The 23828-nt window shown below is 61.6% G+C and carries 18 protein-coding genes; 7 read left to right on the top strand and 11 right to left on the bottom strand.

Annotated elements, in window-relative coordinates:
* The first annotated feature begins 12 nt into the window (after positions 1-12).
* The 4 genes from ACE103_RS16600 to ACE103_RS16585 are packed head-to-tail and all read left to right on the top strand — an operon-like array spanning position 13 to position 4710.
* On the top strand, positions 13-2172 hold the full coding sequence (locus ACE103_RS16600; RefSeq protein WP_375780303.1) for a thiamine pyrophosphate-dependent enzyme: 2160 nt from the start codon (positions 13-15) through the stop codon (positions 2170-2172).
* Positions 2169-3734 carry an indolepyruvate oxidoreductase subunit beta family protein gene (locus tag ACE103_RS16595; RefSeq protein ID WP_375780302.1) on the top strand — a complete coding sequence of 522 codons (1566 nt, stop codon included), beginning with the start codon at positions 2169-2171 and terminating at the stop codon, positions 3732-3734. The genes ACE103_RS16600 and ACE103_RS16595 overlap by 4 nt, the downstream gene beginning before the upstream one ends.
* A complete protein-coding gene (locus ACE103_RS16590) occupies positions 3731-4228 on the top strand; it encodes a MarR family winged helix-turn-helix transcriptional regulator (protein WP_375780301.1) in 498 nt (165 codons plus the stop codon). Before ACE103_RS16595 ends, ACE103_RS16590 begins: the two co-directional genes overlap by 4 nt.
* On the top strand, positions 4228-4710 hold the full coding sequence (locus tag ACE103_RS16585) for a MarR family winged helix-turn-helix transcriptional regulator (RefSeq protein ID WP_375780300.1): 483 nt from the start codon (positions 4228-4230) through the stop codon (positions 4708-4710). The genes ACE103_RS16590 and ACE103_RS16585 overlap by 1 nt, the downstream gene beginning before the upstream one ends.
* Before the next feature lie 11 nt (positions 4711-4721).
* Here the strand turns inward: ACE103_RS16585 and ACE103_RS16580 are convergent, their stop codons facing one another.
* The 5 genes from ACE103_RS16580 to ACE103_RS16560 are packed head-to-tail and all read right to left on the bottom strand — an operon-like array spanning position 4722 to position 9859.
* Positions 4722-5450: an SDR family NAD(P)-dependent oxidoreductase gene (locus ACE103_RS16580; protein ID WP_375780299.1), complete on the bottom strand. Its 729-nt coding sequence runs from the start codon at positions 5448-5450 to the stop codon at positions 4722-4724.
* A 2-nt stretch (positions 5451-5452) separates the two neighbouring features.
* Positions 5453-7069, bottom strand: coding sequence for an ATP-dependent acyl-CoA ligase (locus ACE103_RS16575; RefSeq protein ID WP_375780298.1), 1617 nt, complete (start codon positions 7067-7069; stop codon positions 5453-5455).
* Positions 7070-7076: 7 nt separating this feature from the next.
* Positions 7077-7553 (bottom strand): aromatic-ring-hydroxylating dioxygenase subunit beta, encoded by a 477-nt coding sequence (locus ACE103_RS16570; RefSeq protein ID WP_375780297.1) that lies wholly within the window; start codon positions 7551-7553, stop codon positions 7077-7079.
* On the bottom strand, positions 7550-8890 hold the full coding sequence (locus ACE103_RS16565; protein ID WP_375780296.1) for an aromatic ring-hydroxylating dioxygenase subunit alpha: 1341 nt from the start codon (positions 8888-8890) through the stop codon (positions 7550-7552). The genes ACE103_RS16570 and ACE103_RS16565 overlap by 4 nt, the downstream gene beginning before the upstream one ends.
* Positions 8891-8908: 18 nt before the next feature.
* On the bottom strand, positions 8909-9859 hold the full coding sequence (locus ACE103_RS16560; RefSeq protein ID WP_375780295.1) for a PDR/VanB family oxidoreductase: 951 nt from the start codon (positions 9857-9859) through the stop codon (positions 8909-8911).
* 459 nt (positions 9860-10318) lie between these two features.
* On the opposite strand from ACE103_RS16560, the gene ACE103_RS16555 reads away from it, so the two are divergent.
* On the top strand, positions 10319-10552 hold the full coding sequence (locus tag ACE103_RS16555; RefSeq protein ID WP_223973824.1) for a hypothetical protein: 234 nt from the start codon (positions 10319-10321) through the stop codon (positions 10550-10552).
* 129 nt (positions 10553-10681) lie between these two features.
* On the opposite strand, the gene ACE103_RS16550 is transcribed toward ACE103_RS16555, so the two are convergent.
* From ACE103_RS16550 to ACE103_RS16530, 5 genes are all read right to left on the bottom strand, one after another.
* Entirely contained in the window at positions 10682-11854 is a 1173-nt protein-coding gene (locus tag ACE103_RS16550; protein ID WP_223973826.1) for an acyl-CoA dehydrogenase family protein, read from the bottom strand.
* 184 nt (positions 11855-12038) lie between these two features.
* On the bottom strand, positions 12039-14012 hold the full coding sequence (locus tag ACE103_RS16545) for an amino acid adenylation domain-containing protein (protein WP_375780294.1): 1974 nt from the start codon (positions 14010-14012) through the stop codon (positions 12039-12041).
* Positions 14013-14053: 41 nt separating this feature from the next.
* Positions 14054-15055: a thioesterase domain-containing protein gene (locus ACE103_RS16540; protein ID WP_375780293.1), complete on the bottom strand. Its 1002-nt coding sequence runs from the start codon at positions 15053-15055 to the stop codon at positions 14054-14056.
* A 151-nt stretch (positions 15056-15206) separates the two neighbouring features.
* Positions 15207-16040, bottom strand: a complete 834-nt coding sequence (locus ACE103_RS16535) for a 4'-phosphopantetheinyl transferase family protein (RefSeq protein ID WP_375780292.1) — start codon at positions 16038-16040, stop codon at positions 15207-15209.
* A gap of 502 nt (positions 16041-16542) precedes the next feature.
* Positions 16543-17196, bottom strand: coding sequence for a response regulator transcription factor (locus ACE103_RS16530; protein ID WP_223973853.1), 654 nt, complete (start codon positions 17194-17196; stop codon positions 16543-16545).
* A 466-nt stretch (positions 17197-17662) separates the two neighbouring features.
* On the opposite strand from ACE103_RS16530, the gene ACE103_RS16525 reads away from it, so the two are divergent.
* Both ACE103_RS16525 and galE read left to right on the top strand, forming a co-directional pair.
* Complete coding sequence (locus ACE103_RS16525; protein WP_375780291.1) at positions 17663-18586, top strand: LuxR C-terminal-related transcriptional regulator; 924 nt, start codon at positions 17663-17665, stop codon at positions 18584-18586.
* Positions 18587-18807: 221 nt separating this feature from the next.
* On the top strand, positions 18808-19818 hold the full coding sequence (gene galE / locus ACE103_RS16520; RefSeq protein WP_375780290.1) for a UDP-glucose 4-epimerase GalE: 1011 nt from the start codon (positions 18808-18810) through the stop codon (positions 19816-19818).
* 1034 nt (positions 19819-20852) lie between these two features.
* Here galE and ACE103_RS16515 read toward each other — a convergent pair.
* Entirely contained in the window at positions 20853-22097 is a 1245-nt protein-coding gene (locus tag ACE103_RS16515) for a heparin lyase I family protein (RefSeq protein WP_375780289.1), read from the bottom strand.
* Positions 22098-23828 lie beyond the last annotated feature (1731 nt).

The following is a 23828-nucleotide window of genomic DNA, read 5'->3' as shown; positions in this document are numbered from 1 at the left end:
CTGGAGGGTGCAATGGCTGAACGGTCTTTTGCTCGTGAGGTCGAGTATCTCCGGCTCGGCGACGGCGACACCTTCCGCGGCGAAGGCATCCTCGCCATCACCAAGGCACTCCTGCAATCCGGCGTTGCCTATGTCGGCGGCTATCAGGGCTCGCCGATCTCGCATTTGATGGACGTGCTGGCCGACGCCAAGGACGTGCTCGATGATCTCGGCGTCGTGTTTCAGAGCTCTGCGAATGAAGCGGCGGCAGCCGCAATGCTGTCGGCCTCCGTGATGTATCCGCTGCGCGGCGCGGTGGCGTGGAAGTCGACGGTCGGCACCAATGTCGCCTCCGACGCGCTGGCCAATCTCGCCTCCGGCGGCGTCACCGGCGGCACGATGATCATCGTCGGCGAGGATTACGGCGAAGGCTCCTCGATCATGCAGGAGCGCACCCATGCCTTTGCGATGAAATCGCAGATCTGGCTGCTCGATCCCCGTCCTGACCATGAATGCATCGTCAATTTGATCGAGAAGGGTTTTGAGCTCTCGGAGGTCTCGAACACCCCTGTGATGCTGGAGGTGCGCGTCCGCGCCTGCCACATGCACGGCAGCTTTGCCTGCAAGGACAACGTCAAGCCGGCCCATACCATCAAGGATGCCCTGAACAATCCGAAGCGCGACGTCGGCCGCATCGTGCTGCCGCCGGCGGCCTACGAGCACGAGCAGGAGAAGATCAAGACACGGATGCCTGCGGCGATCAACTTCGTCCGCGACAACAGGCTGAACGAATGGATGGGGCCGAAGCAGGGCAAAGTCGGCATCATCATGCAGGGCGGGATGTACAACAACGTCATCCGCGCACTGCAATATCTCGGGCTGTCGGATGCCTACGGCAATACGCAGGTCCCGCTTTACGTCATGAACGTCACCTACCCCGTGATCGACACCGAGGTCGCGGAGTTCTGCCTCGACAAGGACGCCGTTCTCATCGTCGAGGAAGGCCAGCCGGAATATCTGGAGCAGGCGATCAACACGGTGCTGCGCCGCAGGGATATCCAGGCGCGCATCCACGGCAAGGACGTGCTGCCGATGGGCGGCGACTATACCGCGCAGGTGCTGCTCGGTGGCATCAGAGAATTCATCGAGAAGACCGAGCCGCGGCTGCTTGGCAACCGACCGCCGGCGCCGGATGCGAGCCCCGTGCTCAACCACCCCGAGATCGAGAAGCTGAAGCAAATCGTGCCGGCGCGTCCGCCCGGGCTTTGCACCGGTTGTCCGGAGCGGCCGATCTTCGCCGCCATGAAGCTGGTCGAGAGCGAACTCGGCGAGCACCACGTCTCCGCCGACATCGGCTGTCACCTGTTCTCGATCCTGCCGCCTTTCAACATCGGCACCACCACCATGGGTTTTGGCCTCGGCCCGGCCTCGACCTCGGCCTTCAACGTCAAGGCCGACAAGCGCTCGATCGCCGTGATGGGTGACGGCGGCTTCTGGCACAACGGGCTGACCAGCGGCATCGGCAACGCCGTCTTCAACAAGCATGACGGCGTCTTCATCATCGTCGACAATTTCTACACCTCGGCGACCGGCGGTCAGGACATCCTGTCGTCGCGCGCGACGAGCAAGCGGCGAAACACCAACAACTCGATCGTGCAGGCCGTGAAGGGCATCGGCGGCCAATGGGTCCGGCAGATCGACCGTACCTACGATGTCGGCCGGATGCGGGACACGCTGAAGGAGGCGCTGACGACCAAGGAACAAGGCCCGAAGGTCATCGTCGCGTCCTCCGAATGCATGCTAAACAAGCAGCGCCGCGTGAAACCGCAGATCAGCAAGGCGATCAAGGACGGCGTTCGCACCGTCAAGGAACGCTTCGGCGTCGACGAGGACGTCTGCACCGGCGATCACGCCTGCATCCGCCTCTCCGGCTGCCCGTCGCTCTCGGTCAAGCAGCTCGACGATCCCTTGCGCGACGATCCCGTCGCGGCGATCGACAATTCCTGCGTCGGGTGCGGCAATTGCGGCGAGGTCGCGGACGCCGCGGTGCTGTGTCCGTCGTTCTATCGCGCCGACGTCATTCATAATCCGACCGGCTGGGACAAGTTCAAGTCGAAGGTCGCCATGGCCGTGATCGGCTGGCTGCAGCGGCGGCGCGATCGCCGGCGTCCGGCGCTCGGGGCGTTGGCATGAGAGACGAGACGGTCCAGCTGGCGCTTCCTGCCGCAAGTGACGCGACCGAGCGGCCGATCTCGATCGCGATCGTCGCGATGGGCGGCCAGGGCGGCGGCGTCCTCACCGACTGGATCGTCCAGCTCGCCGAGAAGCATGGCTGGGTCGCGCAGTCGACGTCGGTGCCCGGCGTCGCCCAGCGCACCGGCGCCACGATCTACTATATCGAGGCGATGCCGCCGCTCGACGGCCGCAAGCCGATCCTGTCGCTGATGCCGACGCCCGGCGACGTCGACGTGGTGATGGCGGCGGAATTCATGGAAGCCGGCCGCTCCATCCTGCGCGGCCTGGTGACGCCTGACCGCACGACGCTGATCGCATCCAACCACCGGACGTTCGCGATCGGCGAGAAGATCGCGCCGGGCAACGGCATCGCCGACGGGGGCGCGGTGACCGGCGCCATCGGGGTCGCCGCCAAGACCGAGATCATCTTCGACATGAACGCGCTGGCGATCGCCAACGGCAGCGTGATCTCGGCCGCGATGTTCGGCGCGCTCGCAGCCGCCGGCGTGCTCAGCTTCAGCCGCGAGAGCTATCTCGACGTCATCCGCGCCGGCGATAAAGGCGCGCAGGCCAGCGTCCGCGCGTTCGAGGCGGCGTTCGACCGGGTGCAGTCGAAATCCCGGGACCCGGCGCCATCGGCGCAATCGGAGGCGGCCGACAACGCTCCCTCCCCGGCCGCGCTGGATCCCCGTCTTGCCGGCCTCGCCGCCCGACTGACGCAGGAATTGCCCGATGCCGTGCAGGCCATGGGCCGCGCCGGGCTGAAGAAGGTGGTCGATTTCCAGGACATCGCCTATGGCGGCGAATATCTCGACATCCTCGGCAAGCTCCACGCCGCCGATCGGAGCGCCGGAGGCGCCGAACGAAACTTCGCCTTCACGCAGGCCGCCGCGAAATATCTCGCCAACGCCATGAGCTATGATGACGTCATCCGCGTTGCCGACCTCAAGACCAGGTCCAGCCGCCGTGCGCGGATCGAGGGCGAGCTCGAATTGTCCGAAGGCCAGGTGCTGCAGACCACCGAGTTCATGCATCCCCGCATGGAAGAGGTCATGGGCATGCTGCCGGTGGGCCTTGGCCGCTGGCTTGGCGCCAAGCCGCGCCTGCTCGGCTGGCTCGACCGTCGCGTCAACAAGGGACGCCGGGTACGGACCTACTCGCTGCTGTCGTTCGTCGCGCTCTATGTCGTCGGCGGACTTCGCGGCATGCGCCGGCGCTCGCTGCGTCACGCCATCGAGACCGCCCATCGGGACCAATGGCTGACGGCCGCGACCGAGGCCGTTCGAGCAAACTATCAGTTGGGCGTCGAGATCCTGCAATGCCGGCGCCTCGTCAAGGGCTATTCCGACACCCACAGCCGCGGCCTGTCGAAATTCGACAAGACGCTGGCCGCGATCAAGCTGGTCGCACCGCGCGACGATGCCGCCGACTGGGCGCGCCGACTGCGGGAAGCCGCGCTGAAGGACAGCGCGGGCAAGGAGCTCGACGGCGTGATCCAGACCATCAAGAGTTTTGCATGATGCCGGCAGCACTCAAGGAGAGCACGGCTGCCGTGTTCGGGCAGATTGAAACCCGGCTGTGGCTGCAACTGCTGTCGCTGCATGGCGAGCTGTTTGCATCGCTGAATTCCATGCTGAGCTCGGAGTTCGGCTTGTCGCTGGCCAAGTTCGACGTGCTGGCGCAGCTCGACCGTTACCGGGACGGAATGGCGCTCGGGCAATTGTCGCAGAACCTGAAAGTGTCCGGCGGCAACGTCTCGGGCCTGGTGCAGCGCCTGCTGGCCGACGACCTGATCAGCAAGGAAATGTCGAGCGAAGACCGCCGATCGTTCATCGTGCGCCTGACGCCAAAGGGCGAAGCACTGTTCAGGAAGGCGGCTGACGTGCATAAGCGGCATCTCAGCGAACGGCTCGAAAGCATTCCCGCCCCCGAGCTGGAGACCGCACTGTCGGTGCTGCGGTCGCTCTCCTCGAAACTTGGCAGCGAAAGCAAGAAGCAGGGTCGCAAGACATAATGGCCAAAGATTCCAGAAGCAGATGGAAATCCGGTCCACCGCGGACCCGGGACCAGCTGCAAAGCTACATCCCGTATCTCTTCAACCGGCTTGCCAATCGCTGGAACCTGGATCAGAACCGCGATCTCAGCGAGCACAACATCAACAACGTCGTGTTCCGGACGCTGTCGGTGCTGTTTATCTACAAGACCCTGACCGTCAACGAGATCGCCGTTCTGGCCGTCACCGAGCAGTCGACCGCGAGCCGCATGGTCGAGTCGATGGTGTCATCGGGCCTCGTCAAGCGCGAGATTGCGGAAGAAGACCAGCGTCGCCGCGTCGTCGGATTGACGGCGGACGGTGAGGCCCTGCTGCGCAAGATCTGGCCGATCATGGAGAACAACTACGACCTGCTGACCGTCGGTATCGATCCCGACGAGATCGAGGTGTGCGCCCGCGTGCTGGCCAAGATGGTCGAGAACATCCGCCAGAACCAGATCTGAGCCTCACGCGATCATGGACTGAGGCCGGCAAGGCTGGTGCCGCCGCAGACATAGAGCACCTGGCCGGTGACGAAGTCCGAGCGCTCGTCGAGGAAGAAGCTGATCGCGTGCGCCACGTCCTCGCGTGAGCCGAGCCGCCCGACCGGAACGTTGCGCGCCATCCGCTCCTGCTGCTCGGAGTCCTTCGGGACGACGCCCCAGAAATTGTCGGTCAGGATCGGACCTGGTGCGACCACGTTCACCGTGATCCCGCTCGACGCCAGCTCCAGCGCCCATGTCCGGGCCATGCCGTGCACGCCGGCCTTGGTCGCGGAATAGGCCGAGCGCGTGGCGGCGCCCATGGCGGCGCGCGAGCTCACGAACACGATCCGCCCGAACCGTCGCGATCGCATCCCTTCCATCGCCGCCTGGGTCAGCAGCATCGGTGCGGCGAGATGCAACTGCGCCAGCGTCAGGATGTCTTCCGGCTTCGCATCGGCCAGCAAATTCGGCAGGATGACGCCGGCATTGTGCACGAGGCCATCGATCGCATGGTCCCGGCAGATTTCCTCGGCAATGGCCCTGGTCTCCGCCATGTCGGTCAAATCCGCGCGGTAAGCGGCGAGTAGATCGTGCGTCCAGTCCGGCTTCTCGAGGCCGATCGAAATAACCCGCTGTCCCTCGTCGACGAGTTTCTTCGCCAGCGCCTCCCCGATGCCGGAATTGCCTCCGGTGATGAGTGTCGTGCGGGTCTGGCTCATGATCACTCCTGCCGCCGCTTGAGGTCGCGAAGATCGAAGAACGCGCCATCGCGCATCAGTCTCGCGACGAACTCCTTCAACCCGGCGCGCTGGATCTTCTCGGTCGCGGTCAGCGGCAGTTGATCGACGAACGCGATCCAGCCCGGCGCCTTGTAATAGGCCATCTGCTCGAGGCTCCAGCGCACAATGTCCTCGGCCAGCGCGCGGTCTGCTCCCGGCTGCTTGGTGATGATGACGGCGGCGACCTCGTCGCCGCGCAGCTGATCGGGCGTCGCCGCGACCGCGGCCTGCCGGATCGCGGGATGGCGATTGAGGACGGATTCGACCTCGACCGCGGCAATGTTCTCGCCGGAGCGGCGGATCACGTTCTTCTTGCGATCGACAAAATGCAGATCGCCATCGGCATCGCGCGACACGATATCACCGGTATGCAGCCAGCCGTCCTTCCAGGCCTCGGCGGTGGCCTCGCTGTTCTTCAGGTACTCCTTGAAGAAGCCGAAGCGGGGATCAGTCCCCGCCCGCCGCACCAACAGCTCGCCCGGCGTTCCCACCGCCGCATCGTTGCCGCCGTCGCCAATGATCCGAACCTCGACCTCGGGCGCCGGACGGCCGAAACAGCTCGTGCCGACCTTGCGCGGCTCGACATGGGCGGCGATCACGCCGCCGCTTCCGGTCTCGGTCATCGCCCAGGCCTCGAGCAGCGGGAAGCCGAAGCGCTCTTCGAACGGCGCGTGCAGCAGCCTGTCGACGCCGGCGCCGAAGCCGAACCGCACGCTGTGCGCGCGGTCTTCATTGGTCGGCGGCGCGCTCATCAGCATCGAGGGCATGACGCCGAGGTAATGCAGGCAGGTCGCCCGGCTGTCCCGCACCGATTGCCACCAGCTGCGCGGATGGAAGCGATCGAGCATCGTCAGGCTGCCGCCGACCGACAGCATCGCCATCAGCGACACCGCCATCGCGTTCATGTGAAACAGCGGCAGCGGCGTGATCATGCGCTCGCCATCACCGCTGAGATCGATCAATCCGCCGACATCGCGATACCATTCTCCCGAATACAGGAAATAGGTGTTGGTCAGCACGCAGCCCTTGGGCTGGCCCGTTGTCCCCGACGTATAGAGCAGCGCGCATTCGCTCAAACCGTCGCCGGCGTCCGCCGGCCGCGCGCCACCGAACGGGGCCGGAATATCGCCGCCGTCGGTCGCAACCGGAATCGGTCGGCCGGCCTGGCGCGCCGCCGTCTCGACCTCGTCGCGTCGTTTGGCGAGGACGAATGCGGCATTCATCTCGGAATGCGCGATGATGTATTCGAGCTCGCTGACCCGCAGATCGGGGTTGATCGGTACCACGGACACACCGAGCGCGTTCAACGCGAACCACAGCTCGACGAAGGCCGGCCGGTTCTGGAGCAGCAGCCCGACCCGATGGCCTTTGCCGTAGCCGTGGCTCACGAACGCCGTGCGCCAGCGCTCGACCCGCTCCGACATGGCACGGTACGAGATCTCCCCGGCCGCGATGCCGTAGATCTCGGCCGTCTCGGGCAGCACGTTGAGGAAGCCCGCTTCACCCCGGTCGAGGGCGATCTCGCGAAAGCGGGCGTAGACGGTGGTCGCTGTGGTCAAGGCGCACTCACATGAAAAGCTGGATATTGCCGAACGGCGCGTCAAAATTCACGAGATCGATCCGCTTGAGCCTGATCTTGAGCGCATCGCCGATTTGAACGAGATCGTGCGACGCCCAGCCCGAAAAGCGTTCCAGCGTGTCGCCGCGCGTCTCGGTATAGATAAAGGACGTCTTTGCCTTGAAGATGCCGGCCGCCGGGTCGCAGGCCAGGATCTGCGGCGCCTGAAGCAGATGATGGCAGCGGCTCTTCGGCTTCTGGCTGAAGGTGCGTTCGCCGGCCAGTCGCTCGATCCGCACCTTCATCAGCATCAGATCTTCGTACATCAGCGACGGCTGCAGCACCGGGTCCTGCTGCTGCCATTCCAGCGGCATCCAGTAGCGCCCCTCGGGGTGGAACAGGTCAAGCCACGCCTGCCATTGCATGGTGTCGAGCAGGTCGGCTTCCCGATAGATGAAATCGGTGATGGTCTTTTCGCTGATCATTCCGCGGCCTCGACGCCCTGGTCCATGTCCATGGTCATGAATTTGGCCCAGGCATGAAACTGGTTCCGCATTTGGCGCTCCGACGTGCCGTTGATGACCGCGGTGACGTCGGGCTCCTCGTTGCTCTCATAGAGCCGGCGCAGGTTGACCCACTGATTGCCGTTCGTCTTCAGCCCTTCCTGGGCACGCTCGTACATTTCGAGATCGTCGTGCCCGACGATCGAGGTCGGTGCGTTGATGAAGCGATTGTACATCAGCGCACGCTCGTAGAGCTTGTCGGGTGCGCCGACCAGACGATAGACCCAGCTCTCCACCAGCGTCCTGTCCACCGCGATCGGGATGAAATTGCGGAGGATCTGCACCGCGCCCTTGACCATGATGTTCGGGAAATAGACGGTGTTGTGCCGAACTTCTCCCAGAATCTCGTGCGCCCGCGTCTCGCCATAGGCTGCGACCATCTGGTCGAGATAGCCCTCGACGTCCGAATAGTTCGAATGGATGGAATTGGCGACGCCGGTATGGCCATGCCCGTTGGGCCAGATCCGGATGCCGCTCTGCTCGTAGAACTCGTACGGGCTCATGAACGGGCCATAGAGCTGCACCGCCATCGGCTTTTCCGTGGAGTCGCCCTGTTCGCGCTGCCAGACCTTGATGGCGGTGCCGGCCGAGCTCTCATGCGCCACCATCGGATGGCAGGTGTCGGTCTGGTTCTCGACCAGCATCTTCCAATTGCAGGTGTGCATGTAGCGGATCGGCGCGGCCTCGACGGCGAGCTTCCCCAGCGGCGAGCGGTCGGCCATGTTGTCGATGGTCGAGAGGCTTTCACCGAAATAGTCTTCGAAGCCGACGCCGTTTTCGCTGAGGCGCGCGAAAATGAAATCGCGGTAGACGACGACATTCCTGATTCTCGACAGCCCGCCGCTCGCCTGAGTGTCGGCAAACCCGGTGCCCTCGTAGCCTTTTTTCAGCGGGATCGCGAGCAGCGAGCCGTCGGTCTTGAACGACCAGGCATGATAGGGACAGCGGAAGAACTTTCCGGTGTTGCCGCACGGCTCGGAGGCGATCTTGACGCCCTTGTGCGGACACCGATTGTAGAACAGGTGGATCGAACCGTCGGTATGGCGGCTGGCCACCACCGGCTGCCGGCCGATGTTGGCGGTGATGAAATCGCCGGCCTTCGACAACTGGCTGGCATGCCCGACGTAGATCCAGCTGTTGGGGAACAGATGCTCCATCTCGAGCTCGAACACCTCGGGATCGATATAGACATCGCGATGCACCTCGGCGTCGCGCACCAGCCCGCCAATCGCGCGGGGATCTTTTCCGTATTTCGCCATGGCGCCTCTTGCCTCCTCTCAGAGATCCAACACCAGCCGGTCCGACTTCGCACGCGACACGCAGATCTGCATGACCTTGTTGGACGCCTTCTCGTCGTCGCTGAGAATGACGTCACGATGATCAGGCACGCCTGCGATCACGCCGCACTGGCAGATACCGCAATCGCCCCGCCGGCAATCATAGAGCACGTCGAGCCCTGCCGCCTCCAGCGCCTCGATGATGCTCTGATCGGTCGCGACGGTGATGACCTGCCCGGTCGACTTGAGCTCGACGTCGAACGGCTTGTTCGGGGAGCCGGACTGCTCCGCCTTGAACAGCTCGAAATGGATGCGGTTGGCCGCGATGCCCCTGGCGAGCGCCGCTGCCTTCACCGCGTCAATCATGCCGGCAGGCCCGCAGACATAGACGTGGGCATCTGCGGGCGCCTCGCCAAGCGCTGCTGCGATGTCGAGGCGGGACGCATCGCTGTCGTAATGAACCGCTAGGCCCTCCGAACAGATTGCCTGCAACTGCGGCAGGAACGCCAGCAGCCCGGGCATTCGTCCGGCATAGTGCAGGCGAAACCAGGTCCCCTGCGCCTTCAGCACCGCGGCCATGGACAGGATCGGCGTGACCCCGATGCCGCCGGCAAACAGCAACGCCGGCGCGGCGCCCTCATGAAGATCGAAATTGTTGACCGGCGCGGTCGCGCTGACGACGTCGCCGACCTGAAGGGCATGCATGAACAGCGAGCCGCCGGTCGACGTCTCCTCGCGCAGCACCCCCAGCGCAACAGCGCCGTCAGGCAGGTTCGGCAGCGCCATCAGGGAATACGGCCGGTCGCCCCCGCTCGGCAGCAACACGCGAATATGCGCGCCCGCTTGCCACTCCGGCACGGCACCACCCTCCACGCCGAACACCACGCTGCGGATGACCGACGTCTCCGCAACGATCGACTGCACCTTGAGCTTGAGCGGATGCGCGTCCATTCGGGCATCTCATATTATATGAATTTGCATATTTTTATACATGTAATAATTGTCTGTCAATCGTCAGGATAGCGGTCGCGAATCCGGTCATGCCGTCGCGTCGCGCGGCTTGAGGGCGAGATCCGCGGCGGGCACCTGGCCTTGTGGTTGGGAGAATGATCGCGTGGACGCGCGAACCCTGGGAGGAACGCCGTTTCTGCTTTACCGATGAGGCGCTACGAAGGAATGCTGAAACTGGCAAGGCCATCAGCGTGGAGGCCAGAAGCCGATCACACCGCTATCATCTTCCACCGGATGGACTGAAGACACCCACTGCTCAGAAGAATTACTTAGAAAGACCCTAGGGACACTTTGAACGGAAGCCGTATTTTCCTCCGTCATCCGCGAACCCGGCCCCCGGCCCGCTTAGCTTGGCAGAGCTTCGTTTTCGCACCTGGACCTAATCTCGGAGATCGCCACATGATGCAAGACCACGTCTGGTACGTCTCCTTCGTTGATCAACGCGATGCTCCACCCGACAGGCACGCGCGACGGACTGCGACCTTCAAATCCGAACAGGAAGCAAAGCAGTTCACCAGGACGCTGGCGCAGGACCAGAGAGTGAAGAGCCTTTCGGCCGGAACGATCAATCCGCACCAGCCAAAACGGGTCGTCGGATCCAGAGAAATCGGTCGGTGGCTCGGCGACATCTAGGACCGCCATGCCGCGGACGCCGCCTCCGATGTCAGGCTGGGTGATCGGCCAGACGCTCTTCGGGTCTGAAGCCAATTGCGGTCAGTGCGAATGTTGCCGAGCGCTATCGCTTCAGCTTGCGCAGCAAGCTCACGACATTGACGCGACCACGTCCAGCATTACCTCCGTCGCGCCGCCGGCAATGGAGAGGATGCGAGCGTCGCGCGATATGCGCTCAATCGGGCTCTCCCGCATGACGCCCATGGCTCCGTGGAACTGGACGCACGTATACACCACCTCGTTGACGAGTTCGCCGCAGATGGCCTTCAACATCGAGATCTCGCGCATGCAGTCGTCGTCCGCCGCCATGCGCCAAGCGGTGGCATAGAGAAGCGCGCGGCTTGCCTCAACCTTCGCAGAAAGCATCGCAAGACGTTGCCGGATCGCCTGCATATCCCAAAGGACGCCTCCGAACGCGGGGCGCGTTTTCACGTAAGTAAGGGTCATATCGATCGCCGCCTCGGCCATCCCTGTCGCCATGGCGGCCAGGACAAGGCGCTCGTTCTGGAGGTTGCGCATGATGGAGTAGAAGCCTTGTCCCTCCGCGCCGAGCACGTTCTCGGCAGGAATGCGGCAACCGTCGAAGACGAGCTCGGCCGTGTCGGAGGAGCGCCAGCCGAGCTTGTCCAGCTCGCGAGCCACGCTGAAGCCCGGCGTGCCCTTCTCGACGAGGAACATCGTGATCCCGTTGCTCCCTGCCGCGGAATCAGTCTTGGCCGCAACACAGTAGAGATCCGCGCAGACGCCATTAGTGATGTATAGTTTCGTACCATCGAGCACGTAGGAGTCACCGTCTCGGCGCGCGCGCGTGCGGATGGCCTTCACGTCCGAGCCCGCATCCGGCTCCGTGATGGCGATCGCGGTGATCACCTCGCCGCTCACAATGCCCGGCATCCAGCGAGCCCGTTGGGATTTGGTTCCGTCGTGAAAGACGTAGCTGGAAGCCATCTCGGCCTGGACCAGCATTGCGTCTGCGGCGCCGCCATAGGTGGAGCGCCCGAGTTCCTCTGCGAAGACCGTCGATGCGACTGCGTCCATCTCGGCACCACCGTACTCGGCCGGATAGCGGATGCCGAAGAAGCCGAGTTCGCCCATGCGACGCAGGACCGGACGCGGAATGCCCCCCTCCTCCTCCCAGCGATCTGCACAGGGCTTGATCTCCTCCTCGACAAAGCGGCGGACCTGGTCCCGCAAGAGCTCATATTCCGCAGCCGCCCAAGGCAGCCCCGGCTCTTGCTCCGGTACCCACGCTTTGTCCATCATGTTCGTCCGTTCTATGAGTCCAACACTCAGGGTCCAGACCGTATCGGCGCCCTGAGAACCACCTGCGGCCCTGCCAATAGACTAGAGCACTTTCGGTTCTGATTGAATCAGAACCGAAGCTCCGGCTTCTTGTTTTGACGCGTTTTCTTTACGCGAACCGGTACCCACTTCGCTCGAAAACGCTCTACAGTTCGATTTCTTCTCGCGGACCGCCTGAGGGTGCAGCTTTGGAATCGGCCACCCAGCGCATCCCGTCGATCACTTCCGCCAGTTCGGCCACCGTCGGGCGCTCGAACAGATTGCGAAGCTGCACGTCGACCCCGAAGATCTTTCGCATGCGCGCCACCGCTCTCACGACCAGGAGCGACTCCCCGCCAAGGTCGAAGAAGTTGTCGTGGCGTCCGATCGACTTGAGCTTGAGAAGACTGCACCACAGGGCGGCCAAGGTCTTCTCGGTCTCCGTTGACGGGGCGGCGAACTCGTGTGCCGGCTGAATGCTGTCCGCCGTCGGCTCGGGAAGCGAAGAGCGGTCGATCTTGCCGTTGGACGTGAGCGGCATGCGTTCGAGGCAGACATAGTGCGTCGGAACCATCGACTCCAGGAGTTCTTCGGCAAGGTGGGCGCGCAGCTCCGCCACGGTCAGAGGTTTCGAGGCGACATAGTAGGCTACGAGTCGCGTGATTACGCCATCTTCCGTATTCCCCACCGGGGTGGGAACGGCAACGACAGCGCATTCCTGAACGTGGGGCTGCTTGAGAAGCCGCGCTTCGATCTCGCCCAGCTCGATACGCGTTCCACCAACCTTCACCTGATGATCGACGCGGCCGAGAAATTCCAAGCGTCCTTCCGAGGACCAGCGGGCAAGATCGCCGGTCTTGTACAGCCGCAGCCTCGAAAAGCCATCTCGGGGATCTGTGGCCGTGTGGAAACGCTCTTCAGTCAGATCGGGGCGATTGAAATAGCCTCTCGCGAGACCATCGCCTGCGATGAACATCTCACCGATGACGTTGGGGCCGGTCGGCTGATATTCCTTGCTGAGAACGTAAATTCCCGCATTGGCGGCCGGAACGCCGATCGGCACCGACGCTGATTGATCCTGGTCTACGTCAAACCGATGAATCATGCAGCCCACTGTGGCTTCGGTTGGTCCGTACTCGTTGTAGATCTCAACAGGATGAGGGATGGCTTTCGTGATGTCGCGCGCCAACTCGGTCTTGAAATCCTCGCCGCCCACAATGAACTTGCGCAATCTCGTGGCCTCAAGATCGCGGTCGCGGATCATCGCGAGATGCGCCGGCGTCAGCTTGATGATATCGACGGCATTGTCGTCCACGACCTTGAGCACGACCATGTTGCTCAACCCGGGATCGCCAAGATAGACCAAGATTCGGCCACCGGTAATGAGTGGCGCGAAGAGTGTTGTGACGGTCAGGTCGAAGGCGAGAGATGAGAAAAGTGGCCATGCGAGAGGCTGGCCGGAACTGTACACCCGCGCGGCCCACCAGATGTAGTTCACAAGGCTGCGGTGCTCGATCTCGACGCCCTTGGGCGTGCCGGTCGAGCCTGAGGTGAAGATGATATAAGCGATGCCCTCCGACGTCGCGGCGGACGGTCGGGCCGAGCCCGGCTGATTCAGGATCGAAGCGAAATCGGCGTCGAGCACGAAAATGTCGGCGAGCTCCGGCGAGATGACCGATTGCAGGCGTGCCTGAGTGATCGCCAGCGGCGTTTGCCCGCCGGTCCCGCTGGAAATGTCTTTCAGGATTGTAGCAATGCGCCCTTTCGGCGTCGCCGCATCGATTGGCACATAGGCTGCGCCTGCTTTGAGGACGCCTAGGATCGCGACGACGACCTCGATGGAGTGTTCCATGAAGACAACGATGATCCGCCCCGGGCCCACGCCCTTTGAGCCCAGATGCGCGGCCATCTGGTTGGAGCGTTCGTCGAGCTGCCGGTATGTCAGCATTGCATCGCCAAAGCGGATCGCTTCAACATCAGGACTGAGCATCGCTTGATCATGGAAAAGATCGATGATTGTCCTGTCCGACGGGTAGTGCGCCGACGTGGCGTTGTACTCGACGACCCGCGCCCGATAATCGGCATCTTGCAGCGGAGGAAACGCCACGCTCTCCGCTACGATAGGCAGGACTTCATTCATGAAATGCGCTCCCATCCGGCAAGCTAAAAAATCAGATCACGTCAATCGTTGAGCTTCTGTGTTGCCCGGCGATAAAGCTCTGCGATGGCAGGTGCGTCAGGCTCTACCAGCATGGAGACATCGTCGCAGCCGTCGGGGCCGAAATAGAATTCGGCATCGGGCGCCACGAGCCGCCATCGATGAGGTGCTGCGCCCGATCGCAGCCAGGCCCTGTTCGGAAGGAATATGCATACGCGGCCTGAGTACGGAGTGGGAATGTACCGCCGAAAGGCCGCCATCGCCGTGGATTTGAGCAGAGCTCTGCTGGCCAGCACCGGATCTGTCGTGACAGGCTCCTTGCGAACGAGGGGCATGAAGGCGCGCTCGCGAAGGCGACTGCCGAAATATCGGAGACGAGCGCCAAATGTCGGCAACTGCGCCATCGATCTCCGGACCGATCGGATCGTCCCCCAGGCAGTGAAGTACAGCAGACGCAGCAGTTCCTGATGGGTGGCGGGGTGAAGAGGACCAAAGAGAGCGACGCACGGAACGTCCGCTCCGCGCTTTGTGAGGATTTTGGCCAATTCGAAGGCTGTTGGACCGCCGGAGCAGTAACCAGCGATGATGTACGGACCGACCGGCTGATACTGAACGATCTGGCGAGCGAAGTACTCGGCGATATCTTCGACGCGGTCCATCGGCTTGCTCTGCCCGTCGAAGCCAGGCGGTTGAAGTGCGTAGAACGGCTGATCGCCGCCCAGGTGCTTCGACAGGTCCGAGAATGAGAAGGGTGCTCCGACATGCCCCGGTACAGCGTAAATGGGTGTGCGTGATCCGCGCGACTGCAAGGGAATGATTGCAGGCTGTTGCGTGGCCGTGGCGGTGGCCATGTTCAGAAACGCGATGATCTCACCCTTCCGCCCCTGCAATTGATCGCGAAGCTCCGCCGTCATCGCGCCAGCCGGAGCGCTGCACCGCAACCGATCGCCCTCGACCCAGACCTTGATGTCCTTGACCGCGAGGTCTGCAAGCAGTTCCGAAAACTGCGTCACGCGCGCTTGCATAGGCTATTCCCGTGTTCTCGACTGCGACCGCGAGGTGTCTCAAACAAGCGCGGCTTGGAGTGAACTTGCGTGCCCTTCCAGCAACTTGGCCGGGCTCCCCGCTATCCTCAGTGAATGATTACATCGCGGAAGCTCCAGTCCGGACGACCATTCATTTCCGAACAACCACGCTCCCGAGATACCCCGTTTTAGGTATGAAACTTCGGACAACCCAATCCCTTTCGTCCGAGGAACTGGGGTATCCCAAGCCGCATCCCAGGCCCTTGGAAATAGCCTCCAGCCGGGTCCAACGCCGGAAGAAGCCTTCCAGCCGGTCGTCCGGACCGAGGGCAGCATAAGACTCGTAGTCGGAGGCGGAAAAGCACAGCGCAGCGATCTCGTCCGCTTCGGGCACGGGGAGAACTGCCTCGATGTCCACTCCGACCTCTCGCCCGGTCGAGAGGGCGACGACTGCCACGTCTCCGGATCGAGAGACGCTGAAGTGCAAATTGCGCGAAGGCATGCGGTGAGAGAGCTGGGGCTTACCCAGCGGTCCATATTCCAGCTCGACATCGGACGGCGAGATTCCCAACCTGGAAGCGAGGATCTGGCGCAGCTGACCACGGCAAGCAATAAAGCGGCGGCGATCCCGCTCCGACTTCAACCCTTCAGCGCGTCTGCGTTCCGCTTCGCTGAGGAAGGCGCCTATCCCACGCACGACCTCCTGCCTCACATCGAGCATGCATGCGAGAACCTCCAGGCAGTCATCCTCGAGAACCGGCACTACGATCCCGGCCCTCGGCTCAACTCCTTCATCAAGGAAGCTCGGAAAGGACGCTGCTGGCTCCACAAGTGTCTGACTGACGTCGCATTCGGCGGGCCGCAACAATCGAGGCCCCGAGCGGGCCAAGGCAACATGAAAATTCTGGCTCGAAGCCAACGCCCCACGAGCCCCGCCCGCGCCGGAAAATCGGGTAAGGTCGAGCTCAGGCCAGTCAAGCGTCATACCTGGATTCCGATCGCAGGAGCGCTCGTGCGCACCGGAGCATTCCTTCTGGAGCGGCGGCTCCCGTTCACGCGGATTTCTTCGATTGAACAATCACGTAAGCGCGAAGACAAGGAGCCCTGATGGATATTTAGATGTATGGACGGCTACATCAAAAGACCTAGGCCCCCTGACGTTCATACGCTTTGGCTTCCTGCCTGATTGTCGCGCTGACGGAGTTCGCGCACCGCCTCGATCAGTGTCTGTCTTGGGCTATGTCTGTCTTGGGCTAGTCACGCCGGAAAGACTCGATCGATCTCGACATGGCCCATTTGGGGCATGCCCTGGGACAAAGCGTGCTCGCGAGGGAGCAGTTGCGATGCGATGGACGTTGAATGGCGCCATCGCCGGTCAAGCACAAACCAATGCGGTGAAGCTGTACTTCCCGTCACCGGTCAGCCAACACACCGTGCGCCCGAGCGCCAGGTCGGTTGATATCGTCCTAAGTCAAAGAGGTTGCGTGCTAATCGGAAGACAAGCCGCTTTGCCCTGCGTATGAGACCGCGAGCGTAGCAAGAGCTGTCCTGTTGCCGATCTCGAGCTTGCGAAAGATGTGGTGGAGATGAACCTTGATGGTGCCGTCAGCTACCTTCAAACGACGGCCAATCTCCTTGTTTGACAATCCCTCCGATACCAGACGCATGATCTGACGCTCCCGGTCCGTCAGTACGGCAAGATGCTTCTCTAAAATCGCGGACTGCCGAGAAGAGATAGCGACCTCGCTCGAAGGCGCAGGCAGCATCCTGTGGCCGTCCGCGACCTGCCGCAATGTCTGGAGAAGAGTTTCGGGCTCCTCGTCATGCAGGATAACGCCAAAGGCGCCCACTTCCGCCAACATGGTGAGGTCGCGATCCTCAACGGAGGTTGCGAGGAACACGAGCCGGACAGCGGGAGTCCGGAAATTTGCGATAACGTGCAATGCCTGCCCAAAAATGTCAGGCATCGATATGTCCAGAATGGCGATATCGGGCACGAGCGCGCGAATTGCATTGAAGCAAGACGCGCTATCGCTGCATCGAGCAGCAACCCTGAAATCACGTTCTGCTTCCAGCAGACAGTTCAGACCCAGCAAAACAACGGGATATCTGCTAGCAATGACCACACGACTGAAATGCATTTCCCGCCAATCCTCAGTCCCCCCAGTTCAAATCGGCACCCAATATCGCTCCAAGCTACTTCACTTTGAGGCATTCAAGTCAAATTTTCTCATCGCGGGTATGCCGAAATCCGGCAGTTTTACAATCTTAAATAGCATCATGGGATCGACGCAGCCTTAAACGAGCGCTGTTCGACAAGTCTGCGGAAGAAGCCCGTCGAAATACGGGGATAATATTACGGGCGACATTCCAAGGACTGTCTATAACCAACGGTATATAGGGATATTGGGGATTAGCATCTAATATTAGTAAATCTTTTGACGCATGCTCAGGGCTTTTTTCGCCCCAGATTTCAGTCCAAGCGACCGGAATTTGAAGAAGCAATTTCAATGCGTCGCGATGTTTTGGCTTGGCAAGCCATTCAAGAAACGAGTCGGATTAAACCGATGAGCCTGTTTCATATTTTGTAGCGTCCAGGAGAGTTCCATGAGACGACAATATTCTTTTTCTATTGTGCTTGGTGGCGAAAACAGTCTTCGGAAAGAGGGTCTCGCCAGAATTCTAAACTCCGAAAATTTTCAAGTCTTTGCTTCAATCTCCGATGTTGACGATTTGCCTGGCAAGGTCAATGCCGGAAGCGCTGCAACCTGTCCGCCACTGTTCCTGGTGGTTCACAGCGGCGATGATTTCGGACCCACAATCGAGCAGATCGAGTGTTTCAAGCGCCGTCACGCGGACGGACGCATTGCGGTCGTTGCAGATCACTACCGACTGAGCGAGTTGACTGCGGCGATCCGAGCCGGCGTCACCGGCTATTTCATCGACGTGATGAACTGCGATGCGTTCATCAAGTCCATCGAGCTCGTGATGATGGGCGGAACGGTGTTTCCGACCGACTTCCTGACGTCCGCTCTTGATATCGAAAAGCGCGACGCGGACGGTGTCCCTCCACGCCTCGATGACAGTCATGCCGTGACGGGCGCGGACAACAGGCTCGCACAGCAACTTTCGCCGCGAGAAATCTCCATTCTCCAGTGTCTGATCGAAGGCGATTCCAACAAGTGCATCGCGCGCAAGATCGACATCGCGGAAGCGACGGTGAAGGTTCACATCAAGGCGATCCTCCGTAAGATTCGTGTTCAGAACAGAACACAGGCGGCGATCTGGGGGCTGAACCATCGACCTACAGCTCGGCCATCAAACGGGCCGACGACGTACCCGGCCGCTGACGCAACCGAACGCCTCCTCCCGCCAAGACGAGAACTTCCGAAAATCGCGAGGACAGGCCGGCCCGCGCCGATCGGTTCAATCGACCATGCGGTAAACTACTTCGAAGTGCCTCTTGCGAACGGCCACGCCCGCAAGGATATCGGTTCGAAGGCCGAAGGGGCGATCCGACTGCGGAAATAGCCGAAATCGGTTCGGCCACCCACCGCGAAGCTTTCGGCCGGATATCTCGAGCCGGAGTTCGTGCCGCATCGACCGATGCGGCACCCATCGATGTGGCGATCGGCACCGTTGGTGCCGGCCGCTTTGGTCTCAGCGCAAACGCTTGACGCGGACGTTGCCAGGACAACTGCCAGTACCTGGTGATCGGGCGCGTGCAGACGCGGAATGGAAATGGAATCAGAATGATCCTGTTGACCGGAGGCGCCGGCTATATCGGGTCACACATCGCGGTCGCCCTACTCGACTCCGGGCTGGATGTCGTTGCGGTCGACAATCTCTGCAACAGCAATCGCGCATCGCTCGAACGGGTGCAGGCCATCTGCGGGCGATCGCTCGTATTCCGGCACATCGATATCTGCGACGAGGCGGCGATTTACGAGATCCTGCGCACCCACGGCGTGACCGCGGTCGTTCACCTCGCCGGGCTCAAGGCGGTCGGTGAGTCCAGCGCTCAACCCATGACGTACTACCAAAACAACGTTGTTGGGACGATGCGGCTGGTGTCGGCGATGTCGCGTGCCGATGTGAAAACGCTGGTCTTTAGTTCCTCCGCAACGGTTTATGGCACGCCCGCATACCTGCCGCTGGACGAGAAGCATCCCGTAGGCCCAATCAATCCGTATGGCCGCACAAAGTATTTTGTCGAAGAGATTCTGAGGGATCTCCATGGGTCCGACAGCGATTGGCGGATCGCCATCCTGCGCTATTTCAATCCGGTCGGCGCCCACGAAAGCGGGCTCATCGGAGAAGACCCGCTCGGCGTGCCCAACAATCTGTTGCCGCTTGTGGCGCAGGTCGCCATCGGGCGACGTGAGAAGCTGCACGTGTGGGGAGATGACTACGATACTCCGGATGGCACCGGCATCCGCGACTTCATCCATGTCGTCGATCTTGCATCCGGACATCTGAGCGCCTTGCGCGAGCTGAGGCAGCCCGGCGTTGTCACCATCAATCTCGGAACGGGAAGCGGCAGCAGCGTCCTGGAGGTGATCAAGACATTCGAGACCGTGAGTGGCCGGCCAGTTCCGTATGTGATCGACCAACGCAGGGGCGGTGATGTCGCCACCTGTTACGCGGATCCGACACTCGCCAAAAATCTGTTGGGCTGGACCTCACAGCGATCGCTCACACAGATGTGCACAGATCACTGGCGCTGGCAGAAGCAGAACCCGAATGGCTATCGCGGCAGCTAGATGGCAAGCGACGGTTCGGCCGGATGGTCGGACTGCCCTCACCTCCTCCAGGCGCGCGGCAGCGGCCTGACGGAGGCAGCCAATGGCCACAAACAACATTTCCAATTGTCTGTCCGGCCACAAGAACGAGCCAGCGAGCGCCGCAGGCGCGACTACGCCATCTCGGAATTGAGCCGTAGCTTACCTCGTGATTTAGGCCAGACCTGTCCAGCCGCCGGCCCCCTGGCCTGATCCGCAGCAGATCATGGGCGCGTCGAGGCCAAGATGCCTCATTTTGAATTCCGGCGTGTTTCGATGAGTTCGCAAACGACGCTGCACGACCACGCTGCGCCGGTGAAGCGGTTGATGACTATTGCAGTGCTGAGGCCTGAACTCGACACTGAATAGACGCCGCCGCTCAGAAGCCCCGCGATTACGATCGCGAGTGCGATGATAGCCAGTCGATCCACAGTCCTCTCCAGGGATGCTCCAGGTCAACAGCGAGGTTTGACTGCTTTCGGGAAGTTTTGCTGACCTAATATGCGGTACTCATTTTGGTAATCGAAGATCACATACTGAAAGGACGCCGAACAACGCGGTGGGACCGCTGGGAAAAGCGCTTCACTTGCTGCGTGTCGCCCGCCAATATTTTGTTTCGATATCGCCTTAGGCCCTGCTGTTTCGCCTCGCGAAAAACTGAACAACGCTTCAAGGACCGCTCGTGCCGGCACGACCACCGATTCAGGCGCAGCTACCTTTGTACGCGGATCCCGGGAAGGCGCTCGCAGACCAATGGAGCCACTCTCGAACATTCGAGCCCGTCAGGACGGGCGGATCGACATCGAGGAGATCAACGGCCAATGCTTCACTAGAACGAAGTGACACAGGCCGAACCTCGGGCCGGCCTGGGGTACGCAAAAAGATCACGCGGCTCGAATGCCGCGAGAGCGGGTCTCACATGCGAACCCGCTCGGCCAAGGACGACCGATTTGCCTGAGGTGCCACGTAGGAGAACGGGCCTCGCGCAGATGAACCCTGCGCGGACCGGCAGTCCTTTAGCTCTGAGGCTTGGTCAGGAACGAGTTCTGTGTCCAAGCAGAGCCACTCATGGCTACGGCGATCATGCCATTGGCCCCACCCGAGCTACCCGCCAGATACTGGTTCAGCAGCGCATAGCTGTTGCCTGCCTGAGACGCGGCGGCCGAGCCTTGATCTCCCCACCAATTGGTCGTCTGCGGCGCGGCGGTTGCCAGCCCATCGGTGTCAAATCCGAAACGCGAAAAATCCAGGCTTGGCGGGCTTGCTGCGCTTGCGCTGGCCGCCGGCGCCGACCAGCCGGACGCCGATGTCGGCGCCAGTCCCATCGCTCCCATGGCGCCCATCGCTCCCATGGCGCCTAGGACGCTGGGGTCGGCCGTCGTGACCGTCGCCGCCGGGCTGACGACCGCGGTCGCAGGCGAAGTGGTGGCCTGCGTCATAGCCGGCGTGACAATGGTGGTCGGGGTGGTGGTCGCAGTTGGGGTGGTGGTTGGGTCGGTCGTGGTGCCCGTGGTTGGCTGTGTCGGAGTTGATGGCGACGTGACGGTCGCCGACGATCCCGTCAACAGCGTCATGTTTCGGTAATCGACGGCGACGGTCTCGGGCGCCGTCGACCGATAGATTCCGTATTCCCAATTGGTCGCCTGCCCGTAGCCCAAGGGGCCGCTGTAGTTCACGACCTGTGTCCCGTTGATCGAGACCTTCAAATAGCCGCCACCGGTGTTCGAAACGTCTGCCTGAATTTGGATATTGTTGTACACGCCCGTCTGGATCGGATTGGGGTCAGTCCAGAGCGTGAGCATCTGCACATTGCCGGCCCCGTTGCTCGGGTTCTGACCCGGCTGGACATATCTGGCGACAACCTGCAGATGATTGCCGACAAGCTGGATCGCAAACGGCGGCGAGGTGCCCACGCCGCTCGCGTTATCATCATTGTGCATCTGTCCGACGATGAACCAGCCATCTGCGGTATTCGTAAATGACCCGTTGGCGCCATTTGCCTCCACCATGAACTGATAGTTCAGGCTGAGCGGAGTGCCGCCGGGAATGTTGCCCGCGCCCGAAACCTCGGAGCGGTCGACAGACGAGCTGTCGTACCAGGCATGATCGCCCTGCTGGACCTGGAAGCGCAGGGTTTGCGCGTCAGGACTGGTCAGGCTGTAGCTCGTGCTCGCATCCTGCACGCCGTAGACGTCGCCCCCGATCGAAAACCTCGTCATCGGTGTGGAAGAAAATGATGTAATTGTCCCGGTCGTATCCAATTCAGACCTCCGTGGGTCGCAGAGATTGTTCTCTTTTGACGCTTACAAGGAAATTCCACTGCCGCGCATCACGAAGGCGCGCGACGTACCACGCGCTCACGACACCTTGTGCCGCGAGCAGATTTCCGATGCAGCCCAAGGACCGCCAATACATTCTGTTGCAGTGGGATTGCCCCCCGACTGCTAAGCTCGATTTGGTTAATTAGGGAGTATGGCAAAAAAAATGAGCTAGCATGGCGACAATGAGAAGCCCGGCTCATGCCTGCCATTAGGCTAAAATTCCGCGGATAACCGAGCGGCCCCAGCATTTCCCGCGGTGGCCGGAGCCGGCGCTGAAGCAAGCTCAAGAGCGGGATCCACACACCGCCATGTCGGCGCTGTGATCGCCTTGGAATAACGTCGGCCGCGACATGTCGTGTCGCGGTGGTGTCCCCTCGCCGACGGTCGTACGCCAGCATCGCAGGGTTAGCCGGGGCCGAAAATCATGTAGAGCAACATCGTGCCCACAACGGCTGTCCAGCCGATCGAAGCGGCAACGGCCCACACCTGTACCGGCATTGGACGGTCCTTTGCAATTCAATGAAGCAAAACGAAGAGGCCGCTGGCGCTGGACAGCGACCTCTTGGACCCGATTTCAAATGAACGTCTTGGAAATAAAATCGCCGCCGGAGGTCCGTCATGATTAGACGACGAATTGGCAGCGACGTGAAGCCCAAGCAGCCCCATACCCAGCGAAACTATTGAGACGTTGCGAGATCGACACACTATCTGCAACGAACTCCATCGCTCGACGCATCGTGGACCAAGACAGGCGCAAGTGACGCTCAAGTCGGCATAAAAACGACAACTCCCGCCCCGGAATGGCCCGCCGGGTCGTGGAGCACGCCCGAGCACCGCAGCCCGTCGGGGAGCGAATCTCGACGTCCTCCCTGGGCGTTCTGCAAAAGCTGTGCGCTGCCAGGCAATTCGCAATTTATCCCACTTGGCGCCCTTTTGGCGCCGTGTTGGCGTCTCAGAACAGCTTGCTCCGGGGGCATCTTTACGCGCGGTTAAGGCTTGGAATCGTAAGTTCCGGGTGGGGACCTTTCGAGGGAAAGCGCATGCGACAGTTACGCCAACGCGTGGTTCAGAGAGATACTCTCGAAGCACGGCTTGCAGAGCGAGCCAGAGAGCTTCGGAATGAGGCCGCAGCTCTGGCCCCGTGTGCAGCCAAGGAAGCGCTGATCAAGCTCGCCCGGTACGCAGAGACAAATGCCCATTTGAGCGGGAGACTGTCCTCGCCGGGACTAATGCCCAATTGAATGTCGGAAACCAATCCTGGGACTGCTGAGTAAGGCCGCCTTTTTTGGCGGCCTTGTTCATTTGGTTTCGCCCAGTGCTCTTTGAGCTCGTGATCTCGACGATCATCTCGCCACCTTCCTTGATGCCTACTCTGCAAGGCACGGGCGACGAGCCAGATCGATTCCAGGTCGATCCCCTCCAACTTTGACCTCGGGACTGAACACCTCGCCCTTCAGGGCCGGAGAGTTTGTTGCGCTCCTGATGGGCGAGCTACCGGCCGCTGCTCCGCCGAAAAGAAACAGCCCCGATCTGGGCGATAGACCGGGGCCGTTACCGGGGTGCGAGGCTTGGGCCTGAACTCACCCCGTCGGAGTTACACGGGGTTTTGTTGTTGCAATGATGGTGCGCCAATGGCCCAATCCGCTCCTGCAAGTGGCCTTACTTGGACAG

The organism is Bradyrhizobium sp. ma5, assembly GCF_042258955.1.
Lineage (GTDB): Bacteria > Pseudomonadota > Alphaproteobacteria > Rhizobiales > Xanthobacteraceae > Bradyrhizobium.
This window is presented reverse-complemented; position numbering and strand designations above follow the sequence as displayed.

Bases quoted from the DNA above. Each gene is read 5' to 3' on its own strand.
- ACE103_RS16600 (WP_375780303.1), top strand. From the start codon at position 13: ATGGCTGAACGGTCTTTTGCTCGTGAGGTCGAGTATCTCCGGCTCGGC.
- ACE103_RS16595 (WP_375780302.1), top strand. From the start codon at position 2,169: ATGAGAGACGAGACGGTCCAGCTGGCGCTTCCTGCCGCAAGTGACGCG.
- ACE103_RS16590 (WP_375780301.1), top strand. From the start codon at position 3,731: ATGATGCCGGCAGCACTCAAGGAGAGCACGGCTGCCGTGTTCGGGCAG.
- ACE103_RS16585 (WP_375780300.1), top strand. From the start codon at position 4,228: ATGGCCAAAGATTCCAGAAGCAGATGGAAATCCGGTCCACCGCGGACC.
- ACE103_RS16580 (WP_375780299.1), bottom strand. From the start codon at position 5,450: ATGAGCCAGACCCGCACGACACTCATCACCGGAGGCAATTCCGGCATC.
- ACE103_RS16570 (WP_375780297.1), bottom strand. From the start codon at position 7,553: ATGATCAGCGAAAAGACCATCACCGATTTCATCTATCGGGAAGCCGAC.
- ACE103_RS16565 (WP_375780296.1), bottom strand. From the start codon at position 8,890: ATGGCGAAATACGGAAAAGATCCCCGCGCGATTGGCGGGCTGGTGCGC.
- ACE103_RS16560 (WP_375780295.1), bottom strand. From the start codon at position 9,859: ATGGACGCGCATCCGCTCAAGCTCAAGGTGCAGTCGATCGTTGCGGAG.
- ACE103_RS16555 (WP_223973824.1), top strand. From the start codon at position 10,319: ATGATGCAAGACCACGTCTGGTACGTCTCCTTCGTTGATCAACGCGAT.
- ACE103_RS16550 (WP_223973826.1), bottom strand. From the start codon at position 11,854: ATGATGGACAAAGCGTGGGTACCGGAGCAAGAGCCGGGGCTGCCTTGG.
- ACE103_RS16545 (WP_375780294.1), bottom strand. From the start codon at position 14,012: ATGAATGAAGTCCTGCCTATCGTAGCGGAGAGCGTGGCGTTTCCTCCG.
- ACE103_RS16540 (WP_375780293.1), bottom strand. From the start codon at position 15,055: ATGCAAGCGCGCGTGACGCAGTTTTCGGAACTGCTTGCAGACCTCGCG.
- ACE103_RS16535 (WP_375780292.1), bottom strand. From the start codon at position 16,040: ATGACGCTTGACTGGCCTGAGCTCGACCTTACCCGATTTTCCGGCGCG.
- ACE103_RS16530 (WP_223973853.1), bottom strand. From the start codon at position 17,196: ATGCATTTCAGTCGTGTGGTCATTGCTAGCAGATATCCCGTTGTTTTG.
- ACE103_RS16525 (WP_375780291.1), top strand. From the start codon at position 17,663: ATGAGACGACAATATTCTTTTTCTATTGTGCTTGGTGGCGAAAACAGT.
- galE (WP_375780290.1), top strand. From the start codon at position 18,808: ATGATCCTGTTGACCGGAGGCGCCGGCTATATCGGGTCACACATCGCG.